The sequence below is a fragment of the Streptomyces sp. NPDC038707 genome (assembly GCF_040636485.1).
In the GTDB taxonomy this organism is placed as follows: domain Bacteria; phylum Actinomycetota; class Actinomycetes; order Streptomycetales; family Streptomycetaceae; genus Streptomyces.
In genome coordinates, this window is the sequence record NZ_JBEZUP010000003.1 from 112,955 (window position 1) to 135,993 (window position 23,039).

Sequence of the window (23,039 nt, forward strand, 5' to 3'; positions counted from 1 at the left end):
TCCGGCGCGGTCAGGGCACCCGATGTTCCGTCCTTCGACGAGGAGGGAGCCCATGAGCGAAGCGGAGTCGCCGTCGGCGCGGGCCGGCCGGACGATCACCACCGACATCCCCGCCCGGCTGGACCGGCTGCCCTGGTCGCGCTGGCACTGGACCATCGTGTTCGGGCTGGGCACCGTATGGATCCTGGACGGCCTGGAAGTCACGGTCGTCGGCAACATCGCCAGCCGGCTGTCGGAGTCCGGCAGCGGCCTGGAGATCTCCTCCGGGCAGGTCACCGGCGTCGCCGCCGCGCTGTACGTCGCGGGCGCCTGTGCCGGAGCCCTGTTCTGGGGCCGGCTGACCGACCGGTTCGGCCGCCGGAACCTCTTCATGATCACGCTGGCGGTCTACCTGGCCGCGACGGCCCTGACCTCCGTGTCCTGGGAAGCCTGGTGGTTCTTCCTGTTCCGCTTCCTGACCGGCTTCGGGATCGGCGGCGAGTACGCGGCGATCAACTCCGCGATCGACGAGCTGATCCCGGCGGCCTACCGCGGCCGGGTCGACCTGGTCATCAACGGCAGCTTCTGGCTGGGCGCGGTCGGCGGATCCCTGCTGTCGATTGTCGCCCTGAACACCGGCCTGCTGGCCGCGAACGTCGGCTGGCGGCTGACCTTCGCCCTCGGCGCCGTCCTCGCCCTGGTCATCCTCCTGGTACGGCGGCACGTCCCGGAAAGCCCGCGCTGGCTGCTGATCCACGGCCGGGACCGGGAGGCCGAGGAGATCGTCTCCGGCATCGAACGCCGGGTGGAGGCCGAGCGCGGCGAACGGCTGCCGGACGCCGAGGGCGAGCTGGAGATCCACCAGCGCAAGAGCGTCTCCTTCCTGGAGATCGCCCGCACGGTCTTCGGCCGCTACCGCAGGCGCGCGATCCTCGGCTTCTCCCTCTTCATCGGCCAGGCGTTCCTGTACAACGCCATCACCTTCGGCTTCGGCGCGATCCTGACCACGTTCTACGACGTGCCCGCCGACCACACCGGCTACTACTTCGCGGTGATCGCGGCCGGCAACTTCTGCGGCCCGCTGCTGCTCGGCAAGCTTTTTGACACGGTCGGCCGACGGATCATGATCTCCTCGACCTACCTGCTGTCGGGCCTGCTGCTGTTCGGCACGGCCTGGCTGTTCGACCGGGGCACGCTGACCGCGGCCACGCTGACCGCCTGCTGGTGCGTGGTGCTGTTCTTCGCCTCGGCGGGCGCCTCCAGCGCCTATCTGACGGTGTCGGAGATCTTCCCGATGGAGACCCGCGCCATGTCCATCGCCTTCTTCTACGCCCTCGGCACCGCGGCCGGCGGCATCAGCGGCCCGCTGCTGTTCGCCGACCTCACCGGCACCGGCCGGGTGGGCGACACGGTCCTGGCCTTCTCCATCGGCGCGGCGCTGATGTGCGCGGCCGGCCTGGTCGCGGTGTTCCTCGCGGTACGGGCCGAGGGCCGCTCCCTGGAGGACATCGCCCGCCCGCTGACGGCGGTGGCGAGCCGGGCGAAGGCGGCGGCGCGGCCGGGTCCGCGCGGCGGTGGTCCCACGGCCCCGCCGGCGGCGAGCAGGCCCTGACGGGGACGGTTCTCAGGCACCGGTGGTGGAGCCCGGCCGGACGATCATCAGCACGGTGACGGCGGCCCAGAGGAGATTGAAGACACCGGTCGCCATGGCCAGGCGGCCGGCCCGCCCTGCTTCCGCGCCCCCTTCCAGAAGCGCGGACTGGGCGGGCAGCACCAGCGCGGCCAGCACAAGGGCGGCGAGGGCGGTCAGCGCGACGGACACGATCAGCCAGGCGCTGCCGAGCACACCCATCTCGCTCGCGGTGGCGAAGCCGAAGACCGGGACTACGACGCCCACGACGGCGTAGACGCGGCAGATCCGGTGCAGCAGACGCGGCGCCTGGAGGGCGTCGGTGCCGGGTCCGGCGGCCAGGGCCCGGCGGGCGGCGGGCGGGAACATGCTGGCGGCGACGGCGACGGGCCCGATGGCGAGGATCGCGGCGATGACGTGCACGGCGAGGAGGAACTTGGTCACGGGCCGACGCTAGGCCGCGCCCGGATCCCGCAGAAGCGGCGGGACTGCCACCTGTCAACGGATTCCCGCCACCGGCACCGGGCGGTGCACGTCCTCCGTCCCCGCTGCTCAGCAGGGGTTGGCGACAACCGGTCGCACGGCTAGGTTCCTGCCATGCACACCGTGGCCGTACTCGCGCTGGACGGCGTCATCCCGTTCGATCTGTCCGCCCCCGTCGACACCTTCGGCTGGGCCCGGCTGCCCGACGGCCGGCAGCCGTACCGGGTGCGGGTGTGCTCGGTGGGGGAGGAGGTCGCGTCGGGCGCCTTCACGGTCCGGGCGCCGTACGGCCTGGAGGCGCTCGCGGAGGCCGACACGATCATCCTGCCGGGGGTCGCGGACCCGCCGGAGACGCTGCCGCACGGGGTGGCCGGGGCGCTGCGCGCGGCGGCGGCGAACGGCACCCGGATCGCCTCGATCTGCGTGGGCGCGTTCCTCTTCGCGGCGACGGGCCTGCTGGACGGGAAGCGCGCGACGACCCACTGGATCGCGGCCGGTGACCTGGCGGCGCGGTACCCCGAGGTGACCGTCGACCCGAACGTGCTCTACGTCGACAACGGCCAGTTCCTGACGTCGGCGGGCGCGGCGGCGGCCCTGGACATGTGCCTGCACATGATCCGCCGGGACTTCGGCTCGGCGGTGGCGGCGCACGCGGCCCGGATGTCCGTGATGCCGCTGGAACGGGAGGGCGGGCAGGCCCAGTTCATCGTGCGGGACCTGCCCCCGGCGCCGGCCGGCGCGACCCTGGAGCCGCTGCTGCGCTGGCTGGAGGACCACTGCGACCAGGATCTGACGCTGGACGAGATGGCGTCCAAGGCCGGCATGAGCACCCGTACCCTCAACCGCCGCTTCCGCGACCAGACCGGCACGACACCGCTCCAGTGGCTGCACCGGGCGCGGGTACGGCGGGCCCAGTACCTGCTGGAGACGACGGACCACCCCGTGGAACGCATCGCGGCCCAGACGGGCTTCGGTTCCCCCACGGCCTTCCGGGAACGCTTCCGGAGGGTGGTGGGCACGAGCCCGCAGGGCTACCGGAGGGCGTTCCGGGCGGAGGAGAGGGCGTCGTAGGGGCAGTGCCGCTGTGGCGGTCAGGCCTTGCGGTCGGCGACGGCCCAGGAGGCGGCGGCGACGGCACCGGCGACACCGAGGACGGACGGCCAGGCGCCGACCTTCTTGGCCAGCGGGTGGGAGCCGGCGAAGGCGGCGACGTACGCGGCGGTCAGCGCGCCCGCGGCCTTCCCGCCGGCCCGCGCACGCCACTGCTGCGCGGCGGCGACCCCGGCGACGGCCAGCACGGCCCCGCCCAGCTGCCGCTTCTTGGTCCAACGGGCGACGCCGTAGCCGCCGACGAGCCCGGTGGCGGCGACGACCGCGCTGGGAACCCTGGCCATGAGTGCCTCCTGGTAACCCTTGTTCATCCCTGAAGATCCCTGACGTGTGCCCCGAGACTAACGCGCAGGTCGCAGGGCGGAACGAACCTGAGTCGAGGCTTGTCAAGTTTCCGGCGGGGAGTTATATAAGAAGCCGAAGGGCATCGCACACAGCGCCTGAAGAGAGGAGTGACCTGTGATGCTCATGCGCACGGATCCGTTCCGTGAACTCGACCGACTCGCGCAGCAGGTGCTCGGCGCGAACGCGGTGGGACCGGCCGCGATGCCGATGGACGCCTACCGGTCCGGGGACGAGTTCCTGGTCCACTTCGACCTGCCCGGCATCGACCCCGAGACGATCGAACTGGACGTCGAGCGCAACGTCCTCAACGTCCGTGCCGAACGGCGCCACCCCGCTCCCGACGACGCGGAGATGCTGGTCGCCGAGCGGCCGACGGGCACCTTCACCCGCCAGCTGTTCCTGGGCGACACACTCGACACGGACCGCATCGACGCCTCGTACGACGCCGGCGTCCTCACGCTGCGCATCCCGGTGGCCGAACAGGCCAAGCCCCGCCGCATCCAGATCACCGGCGGCGGATCGGGCCGCAGGCAGATCAGCGGCTGAGCCCGACGCCACCGCCCGCCGGCCGACGGCCCTCGCGGGCACGGACGCGGACGCGTCCCGGGACCGGAGCGGGACCCGGGACGCGCCCGGGCGGCGGACGCGAGCGGACCCGCCCCCTGCCGCACCGCATCAGCCGATGAGGAAGCCCGCAACCGACAACAGGCTGATGAATCAGCACAACACATCACAAGGGACCACACACCACCAAAGACACCACACGCCGCTCTTTGGCCGAACTCCCGCTCATGCCCGTCGTGTTACGGGGTATCCGGTTGCCGGTGCCCCGCAGTGTCCCGGAGGAGGAGCCAGCACGATGACCGTGACCACCCCGCAGCCCAGAACCACCATCCCCGCCCAGACCCCTCCGCCCCGCCCCCGCATCCGGGACGCGGCCGAGGACTCCGGCTGGCTGGAGCTGACCGAGGCGGTGCGCGAGGCGGGCCAGTACCCGACCAGGGCGGAGGCGGAACGCATCACGCGCATCGTCCTGTCGGCCCTGGGCGGCCACGTCACCGGCGACGAACGCGTGGCCCTGGCGCAGGCGCTCCCGCGCGAGGCGGGCCGGGTCATCGCCTCCCAGATCCCCGCGACCCGCCCCCTGACGGCCCGCGAGTTCGTCGACTCGGTCGCCACCCGCATCGAGGGCGCGACCCCGGCGACGGCCCGCTGGGACGTCAGCTCGGTCCTGAGCGTCCTCACCGCCCGAATCGGCGAACCCCTGACTTCACGGATCCTGTCCCAGCTGCCTCCTGGGTACGCCCTGCTGTTCGGGCGGGCGGAGCTGGCGGTGATGGCGTAGGGGGCAGGAGGGTTTTGGGCGCCGCAGAAGGCTGGGCGGCGCCCGGGAAACGTTGTGGTGCGTCAGCCGACGCTCACTGAGCACCGTAGTCCTGGGTGGAAGTGCCTTGGGCGCCCGCATCCACTTGCCCGGCAGCTCTGGGCCGTTGGCCAAGTGCCACGCCGGGTGCCTTCAGCGGTCCAGCGGCCGTGGCTGAGCCAATGACGCCACAAAGCGAAGCCACGCGGCGGTGTGAACCGTGACAACCGGTCCATCGGCACACTTCGAGTCCCGGACGCGGATGCCGGTGCCGGTACACGCGCACTCAACGCACTCGGTCGTGTTGCCACCGCTGTACGACGACTTGAACCACCTGGGCTCGGACTCGGGCTGAGAGCCGACGGACATTCACAGCTCCTTGAGGGCACCGTGGATCATGGCGGACGAGGCTTCCATGTCCAACGCTTGTGCCTGAAGGTACTCGAACGCAAGTCTGTAGCGGTCCAGTTCCTCGTCCTTCTCCAGGAACAGAGAGCCGGCGTGGAAGTCGACGTACACCACATCGAGTGCCGGCTCGGTCCCGCCGAGGATGACGAAGCTTCCCAGCGCCGCGGCGTGGGCTCCCTTCGCGAACGGCAGTATCTGGAGCGTGATGTGGGGCGACTCGTTCGCTTCGAGCAGCCGGCTGAGCTGCTCCCTCATGATCCGAGGTGATCCGACGACGCGGCGGACGACCGACTCATCAAGGATCGCCCACAGCCGTGGCGGCTTCGGGCGGGTGAGGATCTCCTGCCGTTTCATGCGGATGCCGACCAGCCGCTCGATCTCCTCCTGACCGAGAGGTACTTCGTTGGCCTTCTGGACCGCGGTGCTGTAGGCCCTCGTCTGAAGGAGACCGGGCACGTAGACGCAGGAGAAGTGGCTCTCGCGGACTGCCTCGTCCTCAAGGGTGAGCAGAAGGTTCATGCTCTCGGGAATGGAGTCCGCGAAGGAGTTCCACCACCCCTGCTGCTTGGCCTCCTTCGCCAGATTGACCACGGCCCTCGCCTCGGCGTCAGTGGCTCCATACTCACGGCACAGAGCCTCAACCACGATCCACCTGACCGGACCCGCCTGGGTTTCGTACCGGCTGACCGTCGCCTTTGAGACGCCGACGAGCCGCCCGGCCTCCTCAAGCGTCAGCCCTTTGCGAGCACGCAACTTGCGCAAGGTCGCGCCAAGCTGGCGGCGGCGTGTGGTGGTTCGCTCGGACATTCGGCTCCTTCGCCGTGTGCCGGGGTGATGGCCCGGAGGTCTCCTCAGGCTAGGGAGCGCTGAACCGGGCTCACCACCGGATTCACCCGATCGAGGCGCGTGAGAAGTTGCATGACGAGAGTTCCCATATGCCATGCTCAACCTCAGACCGCTACGCACTGCAGCCGTTCGGATACGGCAGGCGCGGGCATGTGCGTGGCCTGGGAGGGAGGCTGGTCATGCCCATCTCCGGAACGACCGATCGCCGGCTGCACTGCGTCTTGCCCTTCCGCGCGGCCCCAGTTGAAGTGGGCCTGCTGCGGAAAGCGACGGCGAGGCAACTAGTCAGGTGGGGAATGCCGGCCGTGGCCGACGATGCCGAAGTCATCGTCACCGAGCTGGCGGCCAACGTCGTCAAGCACGTGGGCGACGGGGCCGCGGCGGCATTGGTGCTCGAGCGGAGGGATGGCCGGCTACGGCTGGAGGTCCACGACAAGAGCCCTGCCTCGCCCTCTCCCAAGATGGCGGAGTGCTACGACGAGTGCGGCCGGGGCCTGCACCTCGTGGCAGGGCTGGCCGCGGACTGGGGCGTCGTTCTCACCGCCGTCGGCAAGGCGGTGTGGTGCGAGATTCCGCTCAGCCTGGGGGAAGGCTGCCACCGGATCGAGCGGGCCGTGGAGGCACTGGAGAGGTACCAGAGCACTGGCGGCACTCAAGGGCGGTGCCGCGACGCCAGTCTCGACGAGTCCGCGGTCAAGCTGATCGCCGACCTGCTCCACTGGACCGCCGCCCGCGGGCACGACCCGGACGACATCCTCGACCGTGCCCAGATGCACTACGAGGGCGAAGCGGACGCGGCCTGACAGACAGGGGTCACCGCCGGCGGGCTACCCGAGCGCGGCCCTCAGTACGGCGCCGGCATCATCTGGCGCACCTTTCTCATGCAGTTCCAGGGCTACCGCCATGACGTCCTGGTTCTCCTGGTCCCGGCCGTACACGTGGATCAGGTCGTCGGCCAGCCGGTCCTGCTGCCGGTACCTCAGCTTTACGATGACCAGCGCGGTCTCGGCTGGGCTCAGCAGCTCTGTCGTGCTCTGCCGGAGCAAGATGAAGGCAAGGTCTTCCCTGCCTGATCTGTCCAGCTCCTCAGCCTGCGCCACCAACTGCCGCGCCGCCGACACGTCTCTCGCGCTCAGCTGCCGGTCCCCCGGCCGACGGGGGACCGGCAGCTGAGCTCCGGCACCCTGTGCCGCCACCGGACGTTCTCCCGGGCCGGCTTCACTGGCCAGTTTTTCAGCCAGTTCGGACTTCAAATCGGCCACGGTCACCTTCAAGTCGGCGATCTCCATCCGCAGTCTCACACCCTCCCGTCTGGCGGACCGCAACCGGGCGGCGAGCCGTTTCCGCTGCCGCAGACGGGCCTCCTGCTGCTGTTCGTGCGCCATGCACCCCGGACAGGGAGCTTTCGACTGCTTGATGAGCGCATCGACTCGTTCACTCATTGCCAGGCAGTGCTCGCAACCCTGCTGCTCCGCCAGGGCGCCAGTACGCAGGCCCAGCAGTGCTTCGAGGGTGATACCGACGTCCTGGCCGTCGGCCGCTGCGTCAGTGCCAGCCTCCTTATGCAGGCACTCAAGGAAATCCTGCGGGGGAATCCGGCTGTCGCTCAGATAGCGTGACAGTTCGTTAGCGGTGCAGTTGAGTCGTTGTGCTGCCTCTGCCTGCTTGAGAGGTCTTCTTCCTGATTCACCCGGATCGCCCGATCGGAGCAGACGGCACAAGGCCCGCAGTGCCAGGCCAAGTTGGCGTTTTCTGGGGCGTACACCCTCCTTGAACTCCTTGTCGGGGTCCAGCCAGCCGCCCTTAAGCGGGCTGCGTCCAGCTGATGACATGCGATTACCCCTCCCTGGCACGCTCAGGCGCGGCCAGCGCTGCCGCCCCAAGCCCTGTCTGTGACCGGGTAATTGTGCACCCGCCCCGACCCTTCCGCGCCAGTCCTTCCTGCCGTTTTTCTGCGGGCTGGACTTGCTCGCAACGAGCAAGTCCAGCCCGCAGAAAATGCTCTGCCCGCGCAAGTTGGAAAGGGGCTGGACTTCCGTGACGTTGTGGTGTGAGCTGAATGAGCCGCTGAGGAGCGGGGGGAGCGCGGAGGCCGTGTGACGTGCACTGTCGGTCGCAATCGCAGCACTCTCCGGAATAAAAGACGTGCCGTAGGCATGGAGTTCACGGAGGCTTTAATGGAAGAATTTCCGTCGTACCAGGACAATAAGTTCGGCAGCATGGTCCGGGCAGCGCTGTGGCTGGTCTCTGTCGTGGGGGAGGGCAACATCTTCACCAAGGCCCAGCTGCGCGAGGCGTTTCCGGATGTCGCGCAGATCGACCGCAGGCTGCGGGACCTGCGTGACCACGGCTGGCGCATCGACACCAACCGTGATGACCCCTCCCTGCTCCAGCAGGAACAGCGGTTCGTGACCAGGGGTGCCGATGTCTGGATCCCCGGCAAGTCCAAGGCGCCGAAGCACAAGTCCAGCCTGACCGCCGCCCAGCGCGCCAAGGTGCTCCAGGACGACAACCACCTGTGCCGGTCGTGTGGGATTGGCGCCGGCGAAGCGTACGAGGACGGTGGGATCGAGCTCGCCAAGCTCAACGTCTCCCGGCGTAAGGTGCTCCAGTCCGATGGAACCTCCGGCTACCAGCTCGTGACCGAGTGCAAGAAGTGCGGTACCGGCGGCGGGGCGGACCGTGAGGTCGACCTCGGGGCGCTGCTGGACCTCGTGGAGAACCTCTCGTCGGTGGAGCGGCGTCTTTTCGCGAAGTGGATTGACGCCGACCAGCGTTCGTTGAGTCCGATCGAGAAGATCTGGGGCATCTACCGGACGCTGCCCCAGGAGTCGCGCACCGCGGTCGCGCAGGCCATCGGCGACCTGGCCGACTGATCCAGGACCGGCAACGCAAGCTGACAGGACCGGCAACAGAAGGGACGGGGAAGGACATGGTGCGGGAGTTCCCGCCGCCGCCGCGCGCGGAGACGGTCAGTGAGCTGATCAGGAAGAGGCTGGAGGAGGTGAGGGCCGCCGGCGGAACCCGGGAGACTGTCACGGTCGACTGGAACGGACAGCAGATCCATGTCGACGTCATCGACCTCCCCTTGAACGATCTCTACCTCAACCCGGGTACGCACCGGATCCGTGCCCAGCGCAGCCACAAGCCGGACCAGGACCGGAATCTGGACAAGGACCCCTTCGGGGAGGCCGGCCAGGACTACCTCCGCAGCCTGCTCCAGGCCAAGCCGTCTGATCCGGAACTCCGGGATCCCGACTTCGACAAGCTGAAGGAGGATCTGGACAAGTTCGGCCAGAACGAGCCGGGGCTGGTCACCCACCACGGTGTCCTGGTCAACGGCAACACGCGCGCGGTCGCCCTGCGGGAGCTGGGCAAGCCGTCGATGAGGGTGGGCGTACTCCCGTCGTCGTTCACGCAGGCCGACATCGACGCCGTAGAGCTGGCACTCCAGCTCCGCCAGGACCAGCGGCGCGACTACTCGTACATCAACCGGCTGATCGCCATGGAAGAACAGGCGGCGATGGGCCGGACGCCCGAGCAGATCGCCAAGGAATTCCGCATCCGGACGGCGACGTACCACCAGGAGCGGTGGATCCTCAGCACGATCAAGGAGCTGAACGAGCGCAGCGCGAGCGGCGGCGGAGTTGCGCTGAGGCTGGTTGACTGGGAGGGCGCCCAGGAGCGCCTCAAGGAACTCCAGCGTCTCTACACGAAGCTGGAGAACCTGGACCGGGACCAGGCCGAGATCGTGAAGGAGCGGCGCTTGGCCGCGATCCTGCTGAACTTCTCGAAGACGGACATGCGTCTCATTGACGAGGCGTTCCTGAAGGAGGGGTATCTGGAGCAGGTGCTGCCGGCCGAGCTGGCTGACAGCGGGACCGCCGCCCAGGCCGAGTCGGTGTCCATCCCCGGGCTGGACCTGGAAGTGCCGGCGGCTACGTCGGCGGTCTCGGCGGCCCGTGCCCTGAACGACCGTATCCTCCGGGCGGCAGCTACCGTCCGCGATACGACCGCGGGGCTCCCCGACAGCGAAAAGGCCTCGGCCCAGGCACTGCTCGACCAGGCCAGGGAAGCCTTCGACCGGGCGATCGAGAACGCTGGCCGTGACGCCCGGCTCCGCAAGCGCAAGCAGCTCGCGCCGGCCCGGCTGGCGGACGCCTGCGTCAACATCGACCAGTGCGTCATCGAGCTGGTTCAGGCCCGCACCTCCAACAGCCTGGACGAGGAGGCCTTCGACGAGGCCGTACTCAAGCTGCGGGGCAGCCTGCGCAAGCTCGCCCAGCAGGCCGGGCGCGGGATCCCGAACCCCGGTGACGGTGTCTCCTGGCTCCTGGCAGCAGCCACTGCGGAGGGCACCCAGTGACGGAAACGTCCCTGCACCTCGGGTTCGATGATTCGCGCACCCGTGTGGTCCTGCGGACCACAGAGCAGTACCAGCAGGACCTCGTCCAGCTGGCCGGCCGGTTCCGTACCGGCGGCCAGCTGGGCCCGCTCTCCGCCTCGGTGGCGCTGGACGAACTCCTGGTGAACCTGCCCCTCCTCAGCAGCTGGCCCGACCGGGCCGGTGTCGAGTGGGCTCCGGAACTCAGGAACCTCGTCTCTGGAGTGGTCAAGGACTCCAGGCTGGTCGAAGATCGGCTGGCCGGTTCCGCGGCACCTCCGGAAGTCGCTGCCGATGACGTGCTGAGCATGCTCGGAGACACCTGGAAGGAAGATCTCAACGCCTTCCAGCGCCGGGACGTCGCCAAGCTGCTCTCGCTCGGGCACGGCGCGAACTTCAGCGTGCCCGGCGCCGGCAAGACCCGAGTGGCGCTCGCGGTCTACGCCGCTCAGCGGGCCCGGGGTGCCGCCAGCAGGCTGTTGGTCGTCTGCCCCAAGTCGGCTTATGAGTCCTGGCGTTACGAGACCGCCGTGTGTTTTGACTACCCGCTGCGTACCCATGTGCTCGACGGCTCGCTGGATGAGTGGGCCGAGGTGCTCATCGTCAACTACGAGCGCTTGGACCGTTCGCTGCCCCTCCTGGCGAACTGGCTCAAGGCCGCGCCCTCAATGATCATTCTCGACGAGGCCCACCGGATGAAGCTCGGTGCCCGTGGTACGTACGGCGCCGCATGCATGGCGCTGGGACCGCTCGCCGAACGCCGGCTCATCCTGACTGGAACACCCGCTCCGAACGGTGCGAAGGACCTGGAGAACCTCATGGGCTTCGTCTGGCCGGGCCACGGCCAGCGGGCGGTCACGAGGGCGGTAGCGGGCGGAGACCTCGCCTACGCGAGCACGGTCCTGCGGCCGCTGTTCACCCGGACGACCAAGCAGGAGCTCGGCCTGCCGCCGATGACCCTGCGGATGCGCTACGTCGACATGCCCGACCTGCACGCCGAGATCTACAGCTCACTGGTGGGCGGCATGTCCAAGGGCACCGCACGCGATGACCTCAGCGCGCTAGGGAAGACAGCGCTGCGACTGCTGATGGCGGCGACGAGCCCGGCCCTGCTGCTGGAAGGTGCCACCAAGCACGAGCCGCTCGCCTATCAGCTGCCTCCGCTGGAGGTCCCGGCCGGCAGCTCCCTGTATGCGCTGATGCAGAACCTGCCGGACTACGAGCTGTCCCCCAAGTACAAGGAAGCACTGGCGATCATCGCCGAGAATGCCGCGCAGGGGCGTAAAACCCTGGTGTGGACGACGTTCGTCCGCAGCCTGACCACCCTGGCCCAGATGCTTGAGAAGTACAGTCCGGCCGTGGTGTACGGGGGCACCCCCGACCGGGAAGAGCAGTTGCGCCGCTTCCGCGAGGATCCCAGCTGCATGGTGCTGATCTCCAACCCGGCGACCCTGGGAGAGGGGATCAGCCTTCATCACGTGTGCCACGACGCTGTGTACGTGGACAGGGACTTCATGGCCGGACGCTACCTGCAGAGCCTGGACCGGATCCACCGACTAGGCCTCGCTCCCGGCACGGAGACAAGGGTCACCGTGATCGCGGCACGCGGCACGATTGACGAAGTCGTTGAGGTGCGGCTGGACCAGAAACTCGAATTCATGGGGAAGATCCTTGATGACCCTACGGTCCAGCAACTGGCCGATCTCGAGGAAGAGCCGTCCGTAGCGGCTGGACTGGCGCCCGGTGACATCGAGGCGCTGCTCCGGCACATCGGCGGTGTGCAAGGCGGCTGACGCTTCAGGCGGCGCCGTGCCGAGGGGGGACCGGTACGGCGCCAGGCTGCGCGGCCCGCATGGCCCGGGCCCTGCCGGGGCAGGAAGCCCGGCATGACCGATCTGATGACGGAGTGGGCGGCGCGGGTAGCGGAAACCGAACTCAGTGCCGCGCTTCCCCGGAGGTGGGCGCACACGCAAGGGGTGGCCGAGCGCGCGACCGGAATCCGGCGGCTTCTTGGCAAGGATGCCGGCTTGCTGACCGCTGCCGCGACACTGCACGACGTCGGGTACGCACCACGCCTGGCTGTGACGGGGTTCCATCCCCTGGACGGGGCGAGGTTCCTGCGGGACGGACACGGGGCCGATGAGCGACTGGTGAGACTGGTCGCGAATCACTCCTTTGCCCTGCTGGAGGCTGAGGAACGAGGGCTGCGGGATGAGCTGGCGTCGGAGTTCCCGGTGCTGGAGGAACCGCTGCTGGTGGACGCTCTCGTGTACTGCGACATGACGACAACGCCCGAGGGCGGCCGGACCAGTGTGCAGGAGCGGATTACGGAGATCATCGGCCGCTATGGCGAGGGCAGTGTGGTCGGCCGGTTCATCCGCCGTGCGGCGCCGGAGCTCGTCTCCTCCGTGCAGAGGATCGAGGCAGCGCTGGCGGCTCAGCCCAGGTAGGGGTAAGTGCCGGCCATGTAGTCCCCGATCTGCTGACGCATGCTCGGGTGGATGTCGTACTGGTCGAGGTCGGCTGGCTGGACGAAGCGGACCCCGTCGGCCTCGTCGTTGATCGTGGGAGTTCCGCCGACGGGGCGGCCGATGTAGGTGTTCTCGTACTGCTGACGGATCTCTCCGTCGCTGTAGGCGACGATGTGGTTCGGGTTGGTGTAGACGCCGAGGAAGCCGGTGATCTCGGCGATGATGCCGGTCTCTTCCAGGCACTCGCGTAGCGCACACTCTGCCGCGGTCTCGCCGATGTCCTGGGCGCCCCCGGGAAGCGCCCACTGGCCGGTGTCACGGCGGCGCTGGAGGAGGATGGCTCCGGTCTCGTCGACGACGAGCAGGTTGCTGGCCGGGATGAGGGTGTTTGCCTTCGGGGCGGCCGGGTCGTTGTAGTACTCAGTCCTGCCCATGGGCGGCGGTCCTCTCATGGTCGGGTGTCCACGGCCGCGCGGCGGCCCAGACAGAGTCGAAACTCTGAGCGTAACTGTCGAACCAGCCCGTTCCCTCAGTCCTTTTGAGGTGGAGCAGAGGGTTGGCACTGGCTGGCTGCCCCCAGATGTGGGGGTTGACGAGCAGGTTGTCGTCATAGCGGAACAGGGAGGTATAGAGCGTGGTGTCGTGGAGGCGCACCGCGCACCCCGCCTCGCCCAGCAGGGGCCGGTAGTACGTGAGTGATGCGCGGATCTTAGCGGCCAGGGTGTCGCCGATTCCCTCTTCGCGGCCCCGGATCACGACTGCCTGACCGACAGGGTCACCGAAGCACAGGCGTACCCGGACCCCCTCCGCGGCGCGCTCGGAGAGCATCTTGGCCACGTGGGGATTGGACTGTGCGAAGAACGTGCCCGAGAAAACGAGGACACTGATCTCGTGCTGGGCCTCTCGCAGCAGCGAGAGCCAGATGTCCCGCGGCACGCTGGCCCGGTTCTGGTAGGTGCCGACCAGCTCGGTGACTGACCCGTCACGCGCCTTGCCGGGCCGCCGTGGCGGCGCCGGCCAGAGGAAGGTCTCTTCCACGCGCAGGTGGCGGGCGACGCGGAAGCGATGCCGCGGATGGGGGACACGCCCTCCCAGCCACCGGCTCACCGTCTTGGGGTCCACCTCGCAGACTTCCGCGAGCGATTCGGGCGAGACACCGCGCTGCGCGAGCACAGAGTGCAGTCGGTCGTTCACAGGCATATGGAAGCGGGGCGTCGCATGATCGCGCAAGGACGTTATGGGACGTTGTCAAGAGGGCGGAGCACCCCGTCTGCCTACCCTGGCGCCATGGAGCTCATCGTCCTGTGGGACATCGACCACACCTTGATTGAGAACGCGGGGGTCAGCAAGAAGATCTACGCTGCCGCTTTTTCAGCCCTCACAGGACGCGAACCATCCGGACCGGCGCGCACCGAGGGGCGCACGGACCGGCTCATCATGCGGGATATGTTCCTCCGCCACGAGCAGACCGTGCCTGAGTGGTCCGTCGTCGAGAACGCTCTCGCCCAGGCAGGGCGTGATCGCCTGGGTGATCTGCGCTTGCGCGGGGCAGCTCTGCCAGGGGCGCACGAAGTACTGAAGGCCACTGCCGTGCGAAGTGGCTGGGTCTCCTCTGTCCTGACCGGCAACATCGCTGCCAACGCCAAGATGAAGCTGTCCGCTTTCGGCCTCGACACACTGCTGGATCTGCCTGTGGGTGCCTACGGAGCGGACGCCGAGCTTCGCTCCGGTCTTGTCGCGGTCGCCCGCGAGCGTATACGGCGACTGCGAGGCGGGCCGGCTGATGTGCCGGTGGTCCTGGTGGGAGACACTCCCCGCGATGTGGAGGCCGCTCTGGCCACTGGATCCGGGATCCTTGCAGTCGCCTCCGGGGTGCACAGTCCCGGGGAGCTGGCCGGTGCCGGCGCCCGTGAGGTCCTGTCCGATCTGACAGACACCAGGCGGGTTCTTAGCATCCTGGAGTCCTTCGCGAGGCATGGAAAACGTCCCAGGACGTCCTTGGAGCGTCCTCGAAGGCGGTGACGAGGTCCCCCGGCAGACGGCCACCATCAGGGATACCACCAGGCAGTAAGCCGAAGGAGCCCATGTGATCGGGGAAGTCACCGGGATCCGGAGAATCCGGATGCTGTATCTCCAGCTGCTGTACCGCTGTAACTTCACGTGCCTGCACTGCTTCCACGGCAAGCGGCTGCAGTACGCCGACGCCTTCACCGCCGGGGAAGCCGCCAGCCTTCTCACCTTGATGCGCGACGAATACGGCACGCAGGCCGTCACCCTCCTCGGCGGGGAACCGTTCGTCCACCGGGAACTCCCGCAGGTGGTCCGGTACGCCAAGCAGGAACTGGGCCAGCGCGTCGAGATCTGCACCAACGGGTACCGGATCGAACGCCGCCTGGCCGGGATCGCTCCGCACCTGGACCTGCTCCGGGTGTCCCTCGAAGGTGTCGGCTCGACCAACGACGGCATCCGCAAACGCGGCAGCTACCAGAGCGCCCTGGACTCGCTCAGCCTGGCACGGGACCTCGGTGTTCCGACGGGCGCGACCATGACCGTGACCTCACAGAACATCGGCGAGGTGATCCCTCTCGCCGGCATCCTGGCGCCGCTTGGAGTCCGGCAGCTGAAGCTCCACCACCTGCGGCCGGTCGGCAATGCCGCCGACCATCCCGGCCTGCTGGTCACGGACACGGCCGCCTACGGCCGGCTCCGTGAAGAGCTCGCGGAGGCCAGGCTGCCGCTTGAAGTGATCGTCGACGAGGACCTCTCCGAGCACGGCGCTCCGGATGTCTGCGCTCCGTCCGGCGGGCCGCGCGAGATCGACCGGATCGAGGCGGACCCGCGCGGTGCGCTCACCATGTCCTGCAAGGCGGTGGGCAGCGATTCCCACGCGTTCTGGTACGAGAAGGCCGCGAACCGTATCGTTCACAGGCCCTCCGCTACGGACGAGCTCACGCGCCGGGTACCGGACGTGGTGTACGCCCGTGCCTGATCAGCCGGCCTTCGAGAGCCTGGAAGGCTTACGGGGCACCGGGAAGTCGACGATCGCACCGATGCTCGCAGCTGCCCGACGAGCCGTGCTCATCCCCACCGTGCCTGCCTTCTACCAGCCCCTGAGACGCGAAATGGACAGGCGTACGAACGTTGAAGCGCGGATGTGCCTGTACCTTTCCGCACTGTTTACAGCAGCCGAAGAGATCCAGCGCCACCTCAGTGACGGCGTCCCCGTCGTCGTAGAAAGCTACTTCGCACGGTGTCTCGCAGCCCACCGTGCCGTGGGCGCCCGGCTTGACGTGACTCTGCCGTCCTGGCTGCCCATGCCCGTCACCTACCAGCTCGTCTGTGCTGGGGACGAACGCCAACGGCGCCTCGCAGCACGGAACAAGCCGGTATCGCGCTGGGACGCGCTGATGGAAACCGTCACGGACCGGGTGACGGATGCCTATGCCTCGTTCCCGATGCATCGCATCGATACGACGGGGCTCACCCCCGACGAGGTCCTCCGCGTGATCACCGCCACCGATACGCAAGGAGCGCACTCCCATGCAGACACAGAGCCTGTGGGAGCACACTCTCACCTTCTTCCCACAGTTCCACGCGGTCCTGCGGGAACGCGTTGCTCCTGACTCCACCGTCGCGGTCGTCGGTGCGAGCGACGGCAAGTTCGTCCTGCCCCTGGCCGCGGCTGGGTACCGCGTAGTGGCCATCGAACGCGACGCGCTCGCCGTGCACGGAGGTGAGGTACGCCTCCCGGGCGGCAGCCAGGTGCACGCCATGGGATTGGCCGACCGTCTCAAGCTGGAGGAACTCCATGGCCGTGTGCAGGTGATCGAGGAGGACTTCCTCGCGTGGGAGCCTCTGGACATGCCGTGCGAGGCGGTCTGGACGAGCTGCTCCTGGCACTACAGTGCCAACCACCACCGCCCGCTCGCCGAGTTCGTCGACCGAATGCAGCGCCTGGTCCGCCCGGGCGGTGTATTCGGTGCGGAGTTCATGATGCCCGTCGAAAAGCGCCATCACTTGGTGGAGCACTACACCTCTCCGGAGCGCTTGAGACCTCACTTTCTCGACGACTGGGACGTGCTGCTCACTCTGCGCACGAACGAGTTCACCGAGCGGCCTCACATCGGCCAGCCACACGACCACACCCATCGCATGGGTCTGCTCCTGGCGGCCCGTTCGTCCACCCTCACCGACCGTCTCTGAGAGAAGGACCATGAAGCACGAGTACGAGGCGAAGTTCCTGGCCGTTGACGTCGTCGCCCTGCAGGCCAAACTGGCTGCCCTCGGTGCCGTCCAAGCGCTTCCCCGCACCCTCCTCACCCGCAAGATCTTCGAGAATGACTCCCTTGAGGGCGGGGCGTGGCTCCGTCTGCGGAACGAGGGCACCCGCTCGACCCTCACGCTCAAGCAGGTCACCGACGCCACCACGATCGACGGCACCAAGGAGATCGAGACGGAGGTCGCCGATCTGCATGCCATGGCCGGAATCCTCCGTCGGGTCGGCCTCACCGAAGTCCGCTACCAGGAGAACTACCGCGAGGAGTGGCGCCTGGGAGAGGTCGCCTTCGACTTCGACACCTGGCCTGACCTCCCTACGTTCCTGGAGATCGAGGGGCCCGACGAGGCGTCCGTCAGGCAGGCCGCCGGTGTCCTGGGGCTTGACTACTCCGAAGCCCGGTTCGGCAGCGTCGACGAGATCTACAAGAGCGAGGCCGGCCGCGACATCCTGGCCGAACCGACCCTGCTGTTCTCCGACGCGGACAAGCACCGCGGCTAGAACGGCCACACGGGCGCAAACGCTCCATGGCCTCAGCCCTGGTCCCCTCGGGGCCGGGGCTGAGACAGTGGGACACTCGTGGGTGTCGAGTGCTCAGGAGCGAGCAAGTGATCAATGGTCTTCTGGGACACTTGACCCGGTTTGAGTCAATCCTGGAAGGAACACTATGAGCGCCAGCGGTCGTGAGCGTCCGCGGTTCGCCCGGCCACTGACCTCGGTGGAGATCTGCGCGGGGGCGGGAGGACAAGCCGTTGGGCTGCATAATGCGGGGTTCGACCACCTCGATCTCGTGGAGTGGGACCCGCACGCGGTAGCCACCCTCCGGGCGAACGTGACCCACTGGCCGGGCTGGGACGAGGGGCGGGCCGATGAGCTCAAGCCCATGGACGTCAAGGAATTCCTGCAGCCTGGGATGAACGCTAGCTCCGCGATCCAAGAAGGAAACTTGGACCTCCTAGCAGGCGGCGTCCCATGCCCGCCGTTCTCGCTGGCTGGAAAACGCCTGGGTAAGGATGACGAGCGCGACTTGTTCCCGGACGCGCTGAGGATTATCGAGGAACTGCAGCCCCGGGCAGTGATGATCGAAAATGTCCGGGGAATTCTTGAGCCTCCGGAGGTTTTCATTGACTACCGCCGGGACATTCTGGGCACACTGCGCGAGCTCGGCTATGCCGTTCCCGAAATCAAGGCAAACTGGTCCGCTGTGGAGCAGGACCGGGTCATGCGCAAAGTTTGGCGCCGGATTGACGCGAGCAACTACGGTGTGCCGCAGTTGCGCCCCCGGGCCATCCTGGTCGTGATCCACAAGAGCGCGCTGGACGAGTCTGGTGCTGAGTTCGTGTGGCCATCCAAGCTCAAAGGCAAGCGGGCGACCGTAGTCGGAGAGCTCGCGGCCAGCATGGAAGCGCGCTGCCGGAAGTACTGGAACAAGAATCAGTACGGCGAGCAGGCGAAGCCGGGAGAGCGCACCGGGGAACAGGTGTATCTGGACTGGCTGCGCAAGGCCACCGAGGCAGCGGAGCTGGGCCGGGGCGTCGCTCCCACACTCGTGGGAGGCTCCAGGAAGCACGGCGGCGCGGACCTCGGGCCGACCAGGGCCAAGCGGGCCTGGGCGCAGCTGGGCGTAGACGGGATGGGTGTGGCCAACGAGCTTGACAAGTGCGATCCGGAGCGCGACCTTTTCCGCCCGGCCGGCCCGATGCTGACGGTGGAGCAGGCCGCGATCATTCAGGGCTTCCCGACGGACTGGAAGTTCCAGGGCCGGAAGACAGCTCAGTACCGGCAGGTGGGCAACGCCTTCCCGCCTCCCGTCGCGGAGGCGGTCGGGCGTGCTATCGCCGCCGTGCTGCGGCCTGAGCACCGCGATGAGCTGCTCCGCGATTACGAGCTCGACACCGAGGGTGCTGGTTCGGCAGCCCCTGTGACGGAACAGATGGTCTTCCCCGTGTCAGAGGCGCCCGCCATTGACAGCCCTTCGGCGCCGCACAGCCGCGGCGATCTTGTCCGCGCAGGCGTCTGATGGCTCGTGCTCCCAGAAACGGAGCACGAGCCATCCGGCACTCTCTAGGCGCTGGTTGGTGTCCCGGTCCCGCTCAACGTTGCGGAGTACTTTTTCCGACCAGTAGCCGGAATTGGTTTTCGGCGGGACGTAGTGCTCGGGGCAGCCATGCCAGTAACAGCCGTCGATGAAGACCGCCACCTTCGCCGGACCGAATACCATGTCCGCCGTCCGGCGAAGGTCTGGCAAAGGGCGTGCTGCCACGCGATAGCGCAGCCCCCGGGCGTGCACCAACCGCCGGATCAATGTCTCCGGCTTGGTGTCCCGGCTACGGATCGCCTGCATGTTGCGGCGGCGTGCCGCGGATGAGGCCCAGGAGCCTGCTGGCGGTTTCCACGGAGCGTCTTCGGACACGTTTACCAGCCTAGTCCGCTGACGTCACACACCGTGACACTCTGCGTAGAGCTGTCCCGTCCCGCACCAACACCCCGCCCCCCTCCCCGGAGGCCAGGCGACCGCTCGGCCCCGGGCTGCCAGGGTCGTCGCGTACTGGGGGAGCAGGGTGGGGTCGGTCGGGGGGGTGGCTTCCGAGGCTGCGAAGGCCTCGTAGGACGGGACCGTGCCGGTGACGATGCCCAGGTTGGCCGTGCCGGAGGAGGCCAGTTCGCGCAGGGAGGACTCTATGGTCCTCAGGTGCTCGGCGTGGGACGGGTACTCCGTGGACAGGGTGGGGTACGCCGTGAGGAGTTCCTCCAGTTCCGGGGCGGGCCAGTGCAGGACCGCCACCGGGAACGGGCGGGACAGGGCCGCTCGGTGGGCGCCCAGTTCCGCGCGCAGGCGGGAGATCTCCGCCTCCAGTTCCGCCGGGTTGTCCGAGCCCAGTGACCACACCCGTTTCGGGTCGTGGAGTTCGTCCAGGGAGACCGGGCCCGTGTGCACGGTGTCCGCCAGGGTGTCCCAGTCGTCGTGCGGCAGGCCCAGCATGCGGCGGACGCGGTGGCGGCCGTGGAGGAGGGGGTGGGTGGAGGGGAGGGGCGCCTCCGTCGGGCCGGGGATCAGCAGGCGGGCTCCCTCCGTGAACGTCTCCGCCGCCGCCTCCAGCTCGTCGTGCGACTCCAGGGCCTCCGCTGCGATCACCCACGGGGCCGGGTCTCGGGGGGCCGTCGCGCGGATGCCCTCGATGATCGCCCGTGCCTCGGCCTCGTGGCCGTACTCCCACAGGTTCGATGCCTTCAGGGCGCGGACCAGGGCGGGGTCGGCCAGTTCCGCGGCGGACGACAGCAGGCGGTCGTAGAGCGTGGTGGCCGCGGGGCGGTCGCCGGACAGTTCCAGGTGGGCCGCCGCCCGCAGGAGCAGGGTCTCGGCGTCCTCCGGGTACAGGCCGGCGGTCCGCTCCAGGCGTGCCGCTTCGGCGGTGTGGTCGACATTCTCGGCAGGCGTGTCGGGGCGCATGAGGGACACCGTACTGCCGGGCGCCGGTGAACGTGAGGCGCGGAGGGGGCGCAGCGGGCGGGTATGGCCGAAGGGGTACTTCCGAAGCCGGCCTCACACCGGGGCCCGGCCTCGCACCGGGGCCGGCCTCACACCGTGACGCCGTCGATCTGGAGGGTCTGTACCGACTTCGCCGCGAAGGGGACCGGGAGCGACTTGCCGTTCAGGTGGGTGTCCGAGTGGGGTGTGTAGCGGTCGCCGCCCGTCGTGACCGTGTTCCAGCGGGGGACCAGGCCGCCCGGGCCGCCGGTGACGGTGGAGAAGCGGGACAGGTCGAAGGTCAGGGTCTGGGGCGAGGCGGAGGTGTTGGCGGCGACGATCACCAGGCGCCGCGCCGGGCGGTCGAGCGCCGCCACCGCGTAGCTCGCGCCGGTGTCCAGGATCGTCATGCCTGGGCGGATGTGCCGGGTGAACTGGGCCAGGACGTAGTACTTCGTCTGGACCGCGCCCGGCTGCCGGGTGGCCGGGTCGTAGGCGATGGCCGCCCAGCCCGCACTGGGGTCCATCACCTGCCAGTACACCCAGGCCGTGGGGTGCAGCCAGCGGAAGTCGTAGAGGAGGTTGCTCGCCGTCGTCAGGCCGGTGGCGTCGCTGTCGCCGGTCTCCGAGTTCCACAGGGCCTTGCGGGCGGTGGTCACCACGTCCGTGTACAGCAGGTCCCGGCGGCCCCCGGAGCCCTGGTAGCCGTGCACGTTGACCCGGTCGACGTACCCCTTGGCCGTGGCGGAGAAGGAGTTCCAGGTGGTGCGGGCCAGGTCGTAGCCCGTCTCGTCGGACGCGGCGATCTTGGTGCCGGTCAGGCCCCGCTTGTCCAACTCGGAGCGCAGGTACGGCAGTACGGACGCCTGGGTGGCCGCGTCGATGTGGCAGCCCTCCTGGGTGCCGGTCGCGGTCCACCAGGACGAGGAGGGCTCGTTGAAGGGCTCCACCGTCGCGAAGGTCACGCCCCAGTGCTCGCGCGCGTACAGGGCGACGGCCGCGAGGTGGGCGGCGTGCTGACGGTGGTTCCAGGACTGGAGGTTGTTGCCGCCGTCGGCCGCGCCGGACGGGTTGTGGTTGGAACACATCCACCACATGGGGGAGTTGGCGAACAGCTCGGAGATCGCCCCGCGCTGGGTGGCCTTCACGAGCATGGCCCGCTGGGCGGCGTCCGCCGTCCACTTCCAGGCCGCGGACGCCGGGTCCTCGCTGGTCCAGTCCTGCCAGTAGCCCTCGATCTGCTTGAAGGAGGGGATGTTGGGGGAGACGGCCATCGTCTCGCCGCCCACGCTGTTCCAGCCGCACGCGCCCAGGTTGTAGCGGGCGATGTTCAGGCCGAGGCCGGGCAGCGAGGTGCCGTTGTACGTCGTGCTCCCGGTCGTGAAGAAGAGGTCGGCGAAGTCGTCCCGCGTGCCGAAGACGTTCGCCCACCAGGCCAGGGAGGTGCCCCAGCCCTCCCAGGTGCCGTACGTCGCCGAGGGGTTGACGGCGATCGTCGCGTCCGCCCGGGCCGTGCCCGTGGCCAGTGTGCTGCCGAGCAGGCCGCCGCCCGCGGCGGCCAGCAGAGTTCTGCGTCGGATCATGGGTGCGTTCGCTGCCTCTCCAAGCGGCTGCGGCACCGCGCTCCTGGAAGCGGTGCCGACTCGTCCCCCCGGCATGCCAACAGGAAGCATCGGGGCTGCCGGACGGCCTTGTCGAGGGTTGTGACGGCCCTTTCTCAAACCCATGGAGAAAGCCGGACACCGCCACTCGTAGCGGCTGCTGGAGCCCTGGAGCCCTGGAGCCCTGGAGGCCTGGAGGCCTGGAGTCCCTGGAGGTCGAGCCGACGCGTCTGGCAGACTGACGGCAGTACGGCAGTACGAAAGAGAGAGGGGAATTCCGATGCGCGGCAGTGCCGTTGCCCTGCGTCCCCTCGCCTTCCTGCTGTTCCTGGCGCAGGTCCTGCTGCTCCAGGCCGCCCTCCTCGGTGGCGGCGGTCTCACCACGGCCGTCGCCCTCGCCGCGACCGCCACCGTCGCCGCCATGCTCGCCGCCTGCGCCCTGCTGGCCGCGCGGCGTGTGCCCGCCGTGCCGCCGACCCGCGTGCGCACCGCGATCCGCGACCGGGCCCGCCGTACGGCCTTCCTGCCCCAGCGCGACCCCGACGCACCCGGCCGGCGACGTCCCCGGGCCCCCGGTCACGCCGGACCGGCGACGACCGCCGCGTAGGGCACGCTTCCGGGTATCCACCCCGGGTATCCACCCCGGATATCCGCACGTCCGCGTAGTCGTACAT

The 23,039-nt window shown here is 68.7% G+C and carries 25 protein-coding genes; 15 read left to right on the top strand and 10 right to left on the bottom strand.

All coding sequences use genetic code 11. The features are described from left to right. The first annotated feature begins 52 nt into the window (after nucleotides 1-52). Nucleotides 53-1,591, top strand: coding sequence for an MFS transporter (locus AB0E62_RS05370; RefSeq protein WP_362188370.1), 1,539 nt, complete (start codon nucleotides 53-55; stop codon nucleotides 1,589-1,591). Between the two features lie 12 nt (nucleotides 1,592-1,603). Here AB0E62_RS05370 and AB0E62_RS05375 read toward each other — a convergent pair whose 3' ends face one another. Then, entirely contained in the window at nucleotides 1,604-2,053 is a 450-nt protein-coding gene (locus AB0E62_RS05375; protein ID WP_362188373.1) for a hypothetical protein, read from the bottom strand. Between the two features lie 153 nt (nucleotides 2,054-2,206). Here AB0E62_RS05375 and AB0E62_RS05380 point away from each other — a divergent pair, with 153 nt between their 5' ends. Beyond that, nucleotides 2,207-3,163, top strand: coding sequence for a helix-turn-helix domain-containing protein (locus AB0E62_RS05380; RefSeq protein ID WP_362188375.1), 957 nt, complete (start codon nucleotides 2,207-2,209; stop codon nucleotides 3,161-3,163). 20 nt (nucleotides 3,164-3,183) lie between these two features. On the opposite strand, the gene AB0E62_RS05385 is transcribed toward AB0E62_RS05380, so the two are convergent. Beyond that, a complete protein-coding gene (locus AB0E62_RS05385; protein ID WP_362189156.1) occupies nucleotides 3,184-3,486 on the bottom strand; it encodes a hypothetical protein in 303 nt (100 codons plus the stop codon). 178 nt (nucleotides 3,487-3,664) lie between these two features. On the opposite strand from AB0E62_RS05385, the gene AB0E62_RS05390 reads away from it, so the two are divergent. Then, a complete protein-coding gene (locus tag AB0E62_RS05390; RefSeq protein WP_362188378.1) occupies nucleotides 3,665-4,093 on the top strand; it encodes an Hsp20/alpha crystallin family protein in 429 nt (142 codons plus the stop codon). A gap of 313 nt (nucleotides 4,094-4,406) precedes the next feature. Further along, the gene (locus AB0E62_RS05395) at nucleotides 4,407-4,892 is read left to right on the top strand and encodes a DUF2267 domain-containing protein (RefSeq protein ID WP_362188381.1); all 486 of its coding nucleotides are present in this window, start codon (nucleotides 4,407-4,409) and stop codon (nucleotides 4,890-4,892) included. A gap of 171 nt (nucleotides 4,893-5,063) precedes the next feature. Here AB0E62_RS05395 and AB0E62_RS05400 read toward each other — a convergent pair whose 3' ends face one another. After that, nucleotides 5,064-5,279, bottom strand: coding sequence for a DUF397 domain-containing protein (locus AB0E62_RS05400; protein ID WP_362188383.1), 216 nt, complete (start codon nucleotides 5,277-5,279; stop codon nucleotides 5,064-5,066). Beyond that, entirely contained in the window at nucleotides 5,280-6,125 is an 846-nt protein-coding gene (locus AB0E62_RS05405; RefSeq protein ID WP_362188386.1) for a helix-turn-helix transcriptional regulator, read from the bottom strand. A 218-nt stretch (nucleotides 6,126-6,343) separates the two neighbouring features. Here AB0E62_RS05405 and AB0E62_RS05410 point away from each other — a divergent pair, with 218 nt between their 5' ends. Further along, entirely contained in the window at nucleotides 6,344-6,967 is a 624-nt protein-coding gene (locus AB0E62_RS05410; protein ID WP_362188388.1) for an ATP-binding protein, read from the top strand. A gap of 24 nt (nucleotides 6,968-6,991) precedes the next feature. Here the strand turns inward: AB0E62_RS05410 and AB0E62_RS05415 are convergent, their stop codons facing one another. After that, nucleotides 6,992-7,996 carry a hypothetical protein gene (locus AB0E62_RS05415; RefSeq protein ID WP_362188391.1) on the bottom strand — a complete coding sequence of 335 codons (1,005 nt, stop codon included), beginning with the start codon at nucleotides 7,994-7,996 and terminating at the stop codon, nucleotides 6,992-6,994. Between the two features lie 345 nt (nucleotides 7,997-8,341). On the opposite strand from AB0E62_RS05415, the gene AB0E62_RS05420 reads away from it, so the two are divergent. The 4 genes from AB0E62_RS05420 to AB0E62_RS05435 all read left to right on the top strand — a co-directional run bounded on the left by AB0E62_RS05420 (nucleotide 8,342) and on the right by AB0E62_RS05435 (nucleotide 12,998). Further along, complete coding sequence (locus tag AB0E62_RS05420) at nucleotides 8,342-9,040, top strand: hypothetical protein (RefSeq protein ID WP_362188394.1); 699 nt, start codon at nucleotides 8,342-8,344, stop codon at nucleotides 9,038-9,040. A gap of 56 nt (nucleotides 9,041-9,096) precedes the next feature. Further along, nucleotides 9,097-10,530, top strand: a complete 1,434-nt coding sequence (locus tag AB0E62_RS05425) for a hypothetical protein (protein ID WP_362188397.1) — start codon at nucleotides 9,097-9,099, stop codon at nucleotides 10,528-10,530. Beyond that, on the top strand, nucleotides 10,527-12,341 hold the full coding sequence (locus tag AB0E62_RS05430) for a DEAD/DEAH box helicase (RefSeq protein WP_362188400.1): 1,815 nt from the start codon (nucleotides 10,527-10,529) through the stop codon (nucleotides 12,339-12,341). Before AB0E62_RS05425 ends, AB0E62_RS05430 begins: the two co-directional genes overlap by 4 nt. A gap of 93 nt (nucleotides 12,342-12,434) precedes the next feature. After that, nucleotides 12,435-12,998, top strand: coding sequence for an HD domain-containing protein (locus tag AB0E62_RS05435; RefSeq protein WP_362188403.1), 564 nt, complete (start codon nucleotides 12,435-12,437; stop codon nucleotides 12,996-12,998). On the opposite strand, the gene AB0E62_RS05440 is transcribed toward AB0E62_RS05435, so the two are convergent. Together AB0E62_RS05440 and AB0E62_RS05445 are read right to left on the bottom strand one after the other, a co-directional pair. Then, on the bottom strand, nucleotides 12,986-13,453 hold the full coding sequence (locus AB0E62_RS05440; RefSeq protein ID WP_362188406.1) for an NUDIX domain-containing protein: 468 nt from the start codon (nucleotides 13,451-13,453) through the stop codon (nucleotides 12,986-12,988). The two genes, AB0E62_RS05435 and AB0E62_RS05440, sit on opposite strands and share 13 nt — an antisense overlap. Further along, nucleotides 13,440-14,213, bottom strand: a complete 774-nt coding sequence (locus AB0E62_RS05445; RefSeq protein WP_362188409.1) for a helix-turn-helix transcriptional regulator — start codon at nucleotides 14,211-14,213, stop codon at nucleotides 13,440-13,442. The genes AB0E62_RS05440 and AB0E62_RS05445 overlap by 14 nt, the downstream gene beginning before the upstream one ends. Nucleotides 14,214-14,306: 93 nt before the next feature. Here AB0E62_RS05445 and AB0E62_RS05450 point away from each other — a divergent pair, with 93 nt between their 5' ends. The 5 genes from AB0E62_RS05450 to dcm all read left to right on the top strand — a co-directional run bounded on the left by AB0E62_RS05450 (nucleotide 14,307) and on the right by dcm (nucleotide 19,315). Further along, nucleotides 14,307-15,041: a haloacid dehalogenase-like hydrolase gene (locus AB0E62_RS05450; protein ID WP_362188412.1), complete on the top strand. Its 735-nt coding sequence runs from the start codon at nucleotides 14,307-14,309 to the stop codon at nucleotides 15,039-15,041. Nucleotides 15,042-15,105: 64 nt separating this feature from the next. After that, nucleotides 15,106-16,008, top strand: a complete 903-nt coding sequence (locus tag AB0E62_RS05455) for a radical SAM protein (protein ID WP_362188415.1) — start codon at nucleotides 15,106-15,108, stop codon at nucleotides 16,006-16,008. A gap of 551 nt (nucleotides 16,009-16,559) precedes the next feature. Then, the gene (locus AB0E62_RS05460; RefSeq protein ID WP_362188418.1) at nucleotides 16,560-17,222 is read left to right on the top strand and encodes a class I SAM-dependent methyltransferase; all 663 of its coding nucleotides are present in this window, start codon (nucleotides 16,560-16,562) and stop codon (nucleotides 17,220-17,222) included. Between the two features lie 10 nt (nucleotides 17,223-17,232). Continuing rightward, a complete protein-coding gene (locus tag AB0E62_RS05465; RefSeq protein ID WP_362188421.1) occupies nucleotides 17,233-17,796 on the top strand; it encodes a class IV adenylate cyclase in 564 nt (187 codons plus the stop codon). A 166-nt stretch (nucleotides 17,797-17,962) separates the two neighbouring features. Beyond that, nucleotides 17,963-19,315: a DNA (cytosine-5-)-methyltransferase gene (gene dcm, locus AB0E62_RS05470; RefSeq protein WP_362188424.1), complete on the top strand. Its 1,353-nt coding sequence runs from the start codon at nucleotides 17,963-17,965 to the stop codon at nucleotides 19,313-19,315. On the opposite strand, the gene AB0E62_RS05475 is transcribed toward dcm, so the two are convergent. From AB0E62_RS05475 to AB0E62_RS05485, 3 genes are all read right to left on the bottom strand, one after another. Continuing rightward, a complete protein-coding gene (locus AB0E62_RS05475; RefSeq protein WP_362188427.1) occupies nucleotides 19,244-19,708 on the bottom strand; it encodes a very short patch repair endonuclease in 465 nt (154 codons plus the stop codon). The genes dcm and AB0E62_RS05475 overlap by 72 nt on opposite strands. Before the next feature lie 24 nt (nucleotides 19,709-19,732). Further along, nucleotides 19,733-20,746: an SEC-C domain-containing protein gene (locus AB0E62_RS05480; protein WP_362188430.1), complete on the bottom strand. Its 1,014-nt coding sequence runs from the start codon at nucleotides 20,744-20,746 to the stop codon at nucleotides 19,733-19,735. A 128-nt stretch (nucleotides 20,747-20,874) separates the two neighbouring features. Then, entirely contained in the window at nucleotides 20,875-22,347 is a 1,473-nt protein-coding gene (locus AB0E62_RS05485; protein WP_362188433.1) for a glycoside hydrolase, read from the bottom strand. A 298-nt stretch (nucleotides 22,348-22,645) separates the two neighbouring features. On the opposite strand from AB0E62_RS05485, the gene AB0E62_RS05490 reads away from it, so the two are divergent. After that, on the top strand, nucleotides 22,646-22,972 hold the full coding sequence (locus AB0E62_RS05490; RefSeq protein ID WP_362188436.1) for a DUF6412 domain-containing protein: 327 nt from the start codon (nucleotides 22,646-22,648) through the stop codon (nucleotides 22,970-22,972). The last annotated feature ends 67 nt before the right edge of the window (nucleotides 22,973-23,039 follow it).

Excerpts from the sequence above, each read along its gene's own strand:
- AB0E62_RS05465 (WP_362188421.1), top strand. The coding sequence starts at position 17,233 with ATGAAGCACGAGTACGAGGCGAAGTTCCTGGCCGTTGACGTCGTCGCC.
- AB0E62_RS05385 (WP_362189156.1), bottom strand. The coding sequence starts at position 3,486 with ATGGCCAGGGTTCCCAGCGCGGTCGTCGCCGCCACCGGGCTCGTCGGC.
- AB0E62_RS05405 (WP_362188386.1), bottom strand. The coding sequence starts at position 6,125 with ATGTCCGAGCGAACCACCACACGCCGCCGCCAGCTTGGCGCGACCTTG.
- AB0E62_RS05450 (WP_362188412.1), top strand. The coding sequence starts at position 14,307 with ATGGAGCTCATCGTCCTGTGGGACATCGACCACACCTTGATTGAGAAC.
- AB0E62_RS05420 (WP_362188394.1), top strand. The coding sequence starts at position 8,342 with ATGGAAGAATTTCCGTCGTACCAGGACAATAAGTTCGGCAGCATGGTC.
- AB0E62_RS05370 (WP_362188370.1), top strand. The coding sequence starts at position 53 with ATGAGCGAAGCGGAGTCGCCGTCGGCGCGGGCCGGCCGGACGATCACC.
- AB0E62_RS05460 (WP_362188418.1), top strand. The coding sequence starts at position 16,560 with ATGCAGACACAGAGCCTGTGGGAGCACACTCTCACCTTCTTCCCACAG.
- AB0E62_RS05390 (WP_362188378.1), top strand. The coding sequence starts at position 3,665 with ATGCTCATGCGCACGGATCCGTTCCGTGAACTCGACCGACTCGCGCAG.
- AB0E62_RS05425 (WP_362188397.1), top strand. The coding sequence starts at position 9,097 with ATGGTGCGGGAGTTCCCGCCGCCGCCGCGCGCGGAGACGGTCAGTGAG.
- AB0E62_RS05380 (WP_362188375.1), top strand. The coding sequence starts at position 2,207 with ATGCACACCGTGGCCGTACTCGCGCTGGACGGCGTCATCCCGTTCGAT.
- AB0E62_RS05440 (WP_362188406.1), bottom strand. The coding sequence starts at position 13,453 with ATGGGCAGGACTGAGTACTACAACGACCCGGCCGCCCCGAAGGCAAAC.
- AB0E62_RS05485 (WP_362188433.1), bottom strand. The coding sequence starts at position 22,347 with ATGATCCGACGCAGAACTCTGCTGGCCGCCGCGGGCGGCGGCCTGCTC.
- AB0E62_RS05395 (WP_362188381.1), top strand. The coding sequence starts at position 4,407 with ATGACCGTGACCACCCCGCAGCCCAGAACCACCATCCCCGCCCAGACC.
- AB0E62_RS05435 (WP_362188403.1), top strand. The coding sequence starts at position 12,435 with ATGACCGATCTGATGACGGAGTGGGCGGCGCGGGTAGCGGAAACCGAA.
- AB0E62_RS05400 (WP_362188383.1), bottom strand. The coding sequence starts at position 5,279 with ATGTCCGTCGGCTCTCAGCCCGAGTCCGAGCCCAGGTGGTTCAAGTCG.
- AB0E62_RS05480 (WP_362188430.1), bottom strand. The coding sequence starts at position 20,746 with ATGCGCCCCGACACGCCTGCCGAGAATGTCGACCACACCGCCGAAGCG.
- AB0E62_RS05415 (WP_362188391.1), bottom strand. The coding sequence starts at position 7,996 with ATGTCATCAGCTGGACGCAGCCCGCTTAAGGGCGGCTGGCTGGACCCC.
- dcm (WP_362188424.1), top strand. The coding sequence starts at position 17,963 with ATGAGCGCCAGCGGTCGTGAGCGTCCGCGGTTCGCCCGGCCACTGACC.
- AB0E62_RS05490 (WP_362188436.1), top strand. The coding sequence starts at position 22,646 with ATGCGCGGCAGTGCCGTTGCCCTGCGTCCCCTCGCCTTCCTGCTGTTC.
- AB0E62_RS05410 (WP_362188388.1), top strand. The coding sequence starts at position 6,344 with ATGCCCATCTCCGGAACGACCGATCGCCGGCTGCACTGCGTCTTGCCC.